This window comes from Kitasatospora sp. NPDC089913 (assembly GCF_044748625.1).
In the GTDB taxonomy this organism is placed as follows: Bacteria; Actinomycetota; Actinomycetes; order Streptomycetales; family Streptomycetaceae; genus Kitasatospora.
In genome coordinates this window covers 1-6,233 of the sequence record NZ_JBIVGI010000059.1, presented here as the reverse complement: position 1 = coordinate 6,233, position 6,233 = coordinate 1, and the positions used below count along the sequence as shown (strand labels likewise).

General features: G+C 72.2%; 4 protein-coding genes and 1 pseudogene. 3 read left to right on the top strand and 2 right to left on the bottom strand.

The features are described from left to right. The first annotated feature begins 231 nt into the window (after positions 1-231). The 3 genes from efeB to ACIPYS_RS40025 all read left to right on the top strand — a co-directional run bounded on the left by efeB (position 232) and on the right by ACIPYS_RS40025 (position 3,380). Positions 232-1,545 carry an iron uptake transporter deferrochelatase/peroxidase subunit gene (gene efeB, locus ACIPYS_RS40035; RefSeq protein WP_400755545.1) on the top strand — a complete coding sequence of 438 codons (1,314 nt, stop codon included), beginning with the start codon at positions 232-234 and terminating at the stop codon, positions 1,543-1,545. 49 nt (positions 1,546-1,594) lie between these two features. Then, positions 1,595-2,470, top strand: a complete 876-nt coding sequence (gene efeU / locus ACIPYS_RS40030; protein WP_400755543.1) for an iron uptake transporter permease EfeU — start codon at positions 1,595-1,597, stop codon at positions 2,468-2,470. A 262-nt stretch (positions 2,471-2,732) separates the two neighbouring features. Continuing rightward, positions 2,733-3,380 (top strand): HNH endonuclease family protein, encoded by a 648-nt coding sequence (locus ACIPYS_RS40025; protein WP_400755541.1) that lies wholly within the window; start codon positions 2,733-2,735, stop codon positions 3,378-3,380. A gap of 120 nt (positions 3,381-3,500) precedes the next feature. Here the strand turns inward: ACIPYS_RS40025 and ACIPYS_RS40020 are convergent, their stop codons facing one another. Continuing rightward, the gene (locus ACIPYS_RS40020; protein ID WP_400755539.1) at positions 3,501-6,065 is read right to left on the bottom strand and encodes an ABC transporter permease; all 2,565 of its coding nucleotides are present in this window, start codon (positions 6,063-6,065) and stop codon (positions 3,501-3,503) included. A gap of 74 nt (positions 6,066-6,139) precedes the next feature. Continuing rightward, positions 6,140-6,233, bottom strand: a pseudogene (locus ACIPYS_RS40015) (ABC transporter ATP-binding protein); the annotation flags it as partial.

Here is a 6,233-nt window from a genome sequence, read left to right as displayed (position 1 = left end):
CCGACACCGAGCGCAAGACCTTCTCCGACGCCGTCAACTCCCTCGGCGAACCCCTCTCCAAGCTCGCCGCCGCCGTGGTCGTCAAGTAACCACCGCGGTCCGGTGCGCGCCGCCGTCCGCGGCGCGCGCACCGGATCCCGCACCGCGCACCACATCCGGTACTCCGCCGTGGCGGCCCCAGCGGCCGCCACGGCATCCGTGAGTTCAGCACAGAGAAGGGTCCGCCCGCCCATGGACGCCGAGAACCAGCAGCAGCAGAACGAGACGCCGGCCACCGCCGCCACCGCCGAGGCCGCCGGCCGCGCCCCGGTCAGCCGCCGTGCCGTCATCGGCTGGGCCGGTGCCGGGGTCGCGCTGGGCGCCGCCGGTGTCGGCTCGGTCGCGGCCGCGACCCGCCAGGACGACGACGACACCCCGGCCGCGCCCGCCGCCACCGCGGACATCCCGTTCTTCGGCGACCACCAGTCGGGCATCGCCACCCCGGTCCAGGACCGGCTGCACTTCGCCGCGTTCGACGTCTCGTCGAGCGCCACCCGCGACTCGCTGGTCCGGATGCTGAAGGAGTGGACCAAGGCCGCCGCCGCGATGACCGGCGGCCGCGAGGTCGGCAGCGGCGCCGCCAGCGGTCTGCCGGAGGCGCCGCCGGACGACACCGGCGAGGCCCTGGGTCTGCCGGCCTCCCGGCTGACCCTCACCATCGGCTTCGGTCCGAGTCTGTTCGAGAAGGAGGGCGTGGACCGCTTCGGCCTCAAGGCCAGGCGGCCCGAGGCCCTGATCGACCTGCCGAAGTTCAAGGGCGACAACCTCGACCCGCAGCGCAGCGGCGGCGACCTGTGCATCCAGGCCTGCGCCGACGACCCGCAGGTGGCCGTCCACGCGATCCGCAACCTGGCCCGGATCGGCATGGGAACCGTCAACATCCGCTGGTCGCAGCTGGGTTTCGGCAAGACCTCGTCCACCACCCCGGACGCGCAGACCCCGCGCAACATGATGGGGTTCAAGGACGGCACCCACAACATCGCCGGCACCGACACCGCGAAGCTCGCCGAGCACGTCTGGGCCGCCCCCGGCGAGGGCCCGGACTGGATGACCGGCGGCTCCTACCTGGTGGCCCGCCGGATCCGGATGCACATCGAGACCTGGGACCGCACCTCGCTCAAGGAGCAGGAGGACGTCTTCGGCCGCACCAAGGGCGAGGGCGCCGCGTACGGGAGGACCAAGGAGCACGACGCCCCGGACCTCAAGGCGATGCCCGCCGACGCCCACGTCCGGCTGGCCCACCCGGAGTCCAACGACGGGCTGATGATCCTGCGCCGCGGCTTCTCCTTCACCGACGGCACCGACGGCCTCGGCCGGCTGGACGCGGGCCTGTTCTTCCTGGCCTACCAGCGGGACACCCGCAAGGCGTTCGTCCCGCTGCAGCAGCGGCTCGCGGCCTCCGACGCGCTGAACGAGTACATCCAGCACGTCGGTTCGGCCCACTTCGCCTGCCCCGCGGGCGTCCGCAAGCCCGGCGAGTGGTGGGGCCAGGCCCTCTTCGGCTGACCTCCCGCCCGTTCCGCCCGTACCACCTCCTCACCCCCAGGGAGCCGGCGTGTTCGCCAACTATCTGATCGGCCTGCGCGAAGGACTCGAAGCCAGCCTGGTCGTCTGCATCCTCATCGCCTACCTGGTCAAGACCGGCCGCCGGGAGAAGCTCCCGCCGGTGTGGACCGGCGTCGGCGCCGCCGTGCTGCTCTCGATGGCCTTCGGCGCGGTGCTGCAGTTCGGCTCCTCGCAACTGTCCTTCGAGGCCCAGGAGGCCCTCGGCGGCTCACTGTCGATCATCTCCGTCGGCCTGGTCACCTGGATGGTCTTCTGGATGCGCCGCACCGCACGCCACCTCAGGAGCGAACTCCAGGGCAAACTCGACGCCGCCCTCGCGATGGGCACCGGCGCACTGGTCGCCACCGCCTTCCTCGCCGTCGGCCGCGAGGGCCTGGAGACCGCCCTGTTCATCTGGACCGCCGTCCAGGCCACCGAGGACGGCTACAACCCGATCATCGGCGCCGCCCTCGGCCTGCTCACCGCCGTCGTGCTCGGCTGGCTGTTCTACCGCGGCGCCCTGAAGATCAACCTCGCCAAGTTCTTCACCTGGACCGGCGCCATGCTCGTCGTCGTCGCCGCCGGCGTCCTCGCCTACGGCGTCCACGACCTCCAGGAGGCCGGCTGGCTGCCCGGCCTCCACACCACCGCCTTCGACATCTCCACCACCGTCCCCAAGGACAGCTGGTACGGCACCCTCCTCAAGGGCGTCTTCAACTTCCAGCCCGACCCCACGGTGTTCCAGCTGGTGGTCTGGCTCGCCTACCTGGCGCCGACGCTGGCCTACTTCTTCGGTGTCCTCGGCGGCCCCGCCAAGCCCGGCACCCCCGAGCCCACCGGCACCACCGGCACGACCGGCAGCGCCGAGGCCCGCCCCACCGCCTGACACCACCGGCCCGCGCCACCCGGCGCACCCACGCCACCCTCACCACGCCCCGCCCGGCAACCCGGGCGGGGCGTCGGCGTTCCCGGGCCGAGGGCAGCGGGTCGGTAGTGTCCTGACGGTTTGTGTACCTGACATCCGGTCAAAAAATTCACCTCTCGGATCTACCCGCGTAAACCCCTGGGGCGACATGCTGGTCGACAGCCCGGGCCGGTTCCCGCCCGGGGGCTTTCCCCTGCCCTCCTCGACCCAGGAGTACTTCGGCATGTCCGCGATACGTGTGCCCGGCCGCGTCCTGGCCGCCGCCTTCGGCGCCCTGCTGCTCGCCCTCACCACCCTGCTGACCGGTGCCGGCACCGCCCAGGCCGCCCTGCCGACCCCGGTCTCGGCCGCCACCGCCCGCGGCTACCTCGCCGCCGTCACGGTGGCCGCCGAGTCCCACGACTCCACCTACGACCGCGCGCTCTTCCCGCACTGGATCACCATCTCCGGCACCTGCAACACCCGGGAGACGGTTCTCAAGCGCGACGGCAGCAACGTCGTCACCGACTCCGCCTGCGCCTCCGTCAGCGGCAGCTGGGTCTCGGCCTACGACAACGTCACCACCACCAGCGCGTCGAGCTTCGACATCGACCACCTGGTGCCGCTGGCCGAGGCCTGGCGCTCTGGCGCCTGGGCCTGGACCACCGCCCAGCGCCAGGCCCTCGCCAACGACCTGGTCCGCCCGCAGCTGATCGCCGTCTCCGCGAGCTCCAACCGCTCCAAGGGCGACCAGGACCCGGCCCACTGGCTGCCGCAGACCTCCTACCGCTGCACCTACGCCCGTGCCTGGGTGCAGGTGAAGTACTACTACGGCCTCTCGGTCGACAGCGCGGAGAAGAGCGCGCTCTCCTCGATCCTCAACGGCTGCTGAGGAAACGTTTGCCCCGGGCGCCCCAGGGCTCCCGACACCCGCAGACAGCGCGACGCCCGCCGGGAGGAGTCCCGGCGGGCGTCGTCGTTCCCTGCGTCCCGGTCGCTCCCGGGGCGGCGGCTACTCGCTCTTGATCGCGCCCAGGATGTCCGTCCGGGCGGCCCGGCGGGCCGGCCAGAGGGCGGCCAGCAGGCCGATCACCGCGGCGGCGACCAGGAACAGCCCGATCTGCACCGGCGGCACCACCACGGTGATGTTCTTGAACACCCCGGCGATCGTCCGGGTCGCCGCCCAGGCGGTGACGATCCCGAGCAGCACGCCGACCACCCCGCCGAACAGTGCGATCATCAGCGACTCCAGCCGGACCATCCGGCCGATCCCGCGCCGGTCCAGGCCGATCGCCCGCAGCATGCCGATCTCCCGGCGACGCTCGAACACCGACATCGCCATGGTGTTCACCACGCCGAGGACGGCGACGACGACGGACATGCCCAGCAGCCCGTACATGACGTTCAGCACGGCGGTGACGGCCCGCTGGTTCTCGGCCCTGATGTCCTTCTGACCGTCCACGCTGATCAGCGGGTTGCTGCCGGTGGCGTCGCGCAGCGCCTGCTTCAGCTCGGGAGTGGCGCCCGCGGATCCCTTGACCAGCACCTTCTCCAGGCCGACCGTGGGGTCGGCGTGCGGGGCGACCACGTGGGCGGGGGCGATCAGCCCGGCCACCAGGTTGCTGCCCTCGGCCAGGGCGCCGACGGTGAGGCTGCCGCGGCTGCCGTCCGGGTAGGTGACGTCGAGCGTCGAGCCGACCGTGAGCCCCTGGTTCTTCGCGTAGCCGACGCTGCTGATCAGTCGGCCCTGCTCGAGCGCGTCGGCCGATCCCTCGGTGACCCTGACGTCGACCAGGCGGCCGAAGGCCGCGGCGTCCACGGCGGTGAGCAGCGAGCGGTCCTCGGCGTCGGTGGCGGACCGCACCTTCACCGTGCGCTCGGTGCTCATCGCGGTGACCCCGGGGATCTTGGCGATCTGGGCGGCGACCTCGGGCGCGAGCACGGAGGAGTTCTTCATGGCGACGACGTAGTCGGCCTTGAGGTCGCTCGCGGAGGAGTCGTCCGCGGCCTTGTTCACCGAGGCGCCGACCACGGTCAGCGCGGTGATCAGGGTCACGCCGATGGTGAGGGCGGAGGCGGTGGCGGCGGTGCGGCGCGGGTTGCGCACCGCGTTCTCCCGGGCCAGCTTGCCGGGCGTGCCGTACAGCTTGCGCAGAGCAGGCGCGAACAGCGCGATCACCGGCCGCGACAGCAGCGGGGTGAGGACGAAGACACCGACCATCAGCGCGGCCGAGGAGAGGCCGACCAGGTTGACCGACTTGGCGGCCGCGCCGGCCAGCAGTCCGCCGGTGCCGATCGCGGCGAAGAACAGACCGATGATGTTCCGCACCAGCAGGGACTTCTGGGTGGCCGGCTGCTCGGCCGAGCTCATCGCGGCGACCGGGGCGATCCGGGAGGCGCGCAGCGAGGGCAGCAGGGCGGCCAGCACGGTGACCACGACACCGACGACGAGCGAGGCGATCACCGTGGACGGGGCGATCACCAGCGGGCCGTCCGGCAGGTTGGCGCCCCAGGGTCCGTTGAGCAGGGCCTTGAGCCCGGAGGCGATGCCGACACCGGCGAGCAGACCGCCGATCGAGGCGGCCAGGCCGACCAGCAACGCCTCGGCCAGCACCGAGAGGGTGATCTGCTTGCGGCTGGCGCCGACGGCGCGGAGCAGGGCCAGCTCCTTGGTGCGCTGGGCGATCAGCATGGTGAAGGTGTTGGCGATGATGAAGATGCCGACGAAGAGCGAGATCCCGGCGAAGACCAGCAGCACGGTGGACATGCCCTTGGTGCCCTCGTCGATCATCCGCTCCTGCTCGGCCGCCAGGTGGCGGCCGGTGTTGGCCTCGATGCTGTCGGACGCGGGCACGGTCTGCCGGACGGCGGTGAGCAGGGCGGTGTCGTCCGCTCCGGGCTTGCCCTTGACGTCGATCTCGGCGTACTGGCCGGGGCTGAGGTAGAGCTGCTGGGCGGTGGCGGTGTCGAAGGCGGCCAGCGAGCCGCCGGAGACGATCCGGGGGTCGTTGGTGCCCAGGGTGCCGGTGAGCTTCAGCTCCATGACCGGGCCGTTGACGGCGACGCGGACGGTGTCGCCGACCTTGTAGCCGCCCTTCTCGGCGGTCTTCGCGTCGAGGGCGATCTCGCCGGAGGTGCGCGGGCCGCGGCCGTCGTGGAGCGGGTAGCGCGGGTCGTTGCCGTCCGCGTCGGGGACGTAGTTGGTGCCGGTGGTGGAGAAGCCGTCGCCGATCAGCGCGCCCTTGCGGTCGGCGATCCCCGCGAAGCCGCTGACCACGCCGCGGGCCTCGGCGGCGCCGGGCAGCGCGGCGATGGCCTTGCGGGTGTCCTCGGTGAGGGTGGGCGCGCCGGGATCCCGGTCGCCCCGGTCGTACCCCTTGCTGATGGCATCGCTGTCGCCGACCGTGACGGCGATGTCGGCGTAGCTCTTGGCGCTCTGGGAACGCCAGGCATCGCCCAGGGTGTCGGTGAAGACGAGGGTGCCGGCCACGAAGGCGGTGCCGAGGAGGACGGCGAGCGTCGTCATCAGCAGTCGGGCCTTGTGGGCCAGCACGTTGCGCAGTGCGGTGCGGTACATGGGGTGGTGTCAGTCCTGGAGGTCGGGGATCGGCCGGTTCGGGATCGGGTCGCGCGCTCGGCTGGTGCGCCAGGTCAGCTGGTGCGGCCCTTGGCGTCGAAGCGGCGCATGCGGTCCAGGACGGTGTCGGCGGTGGGGTTGGTGAGTTCGTCGACGATGCGGCCGTCG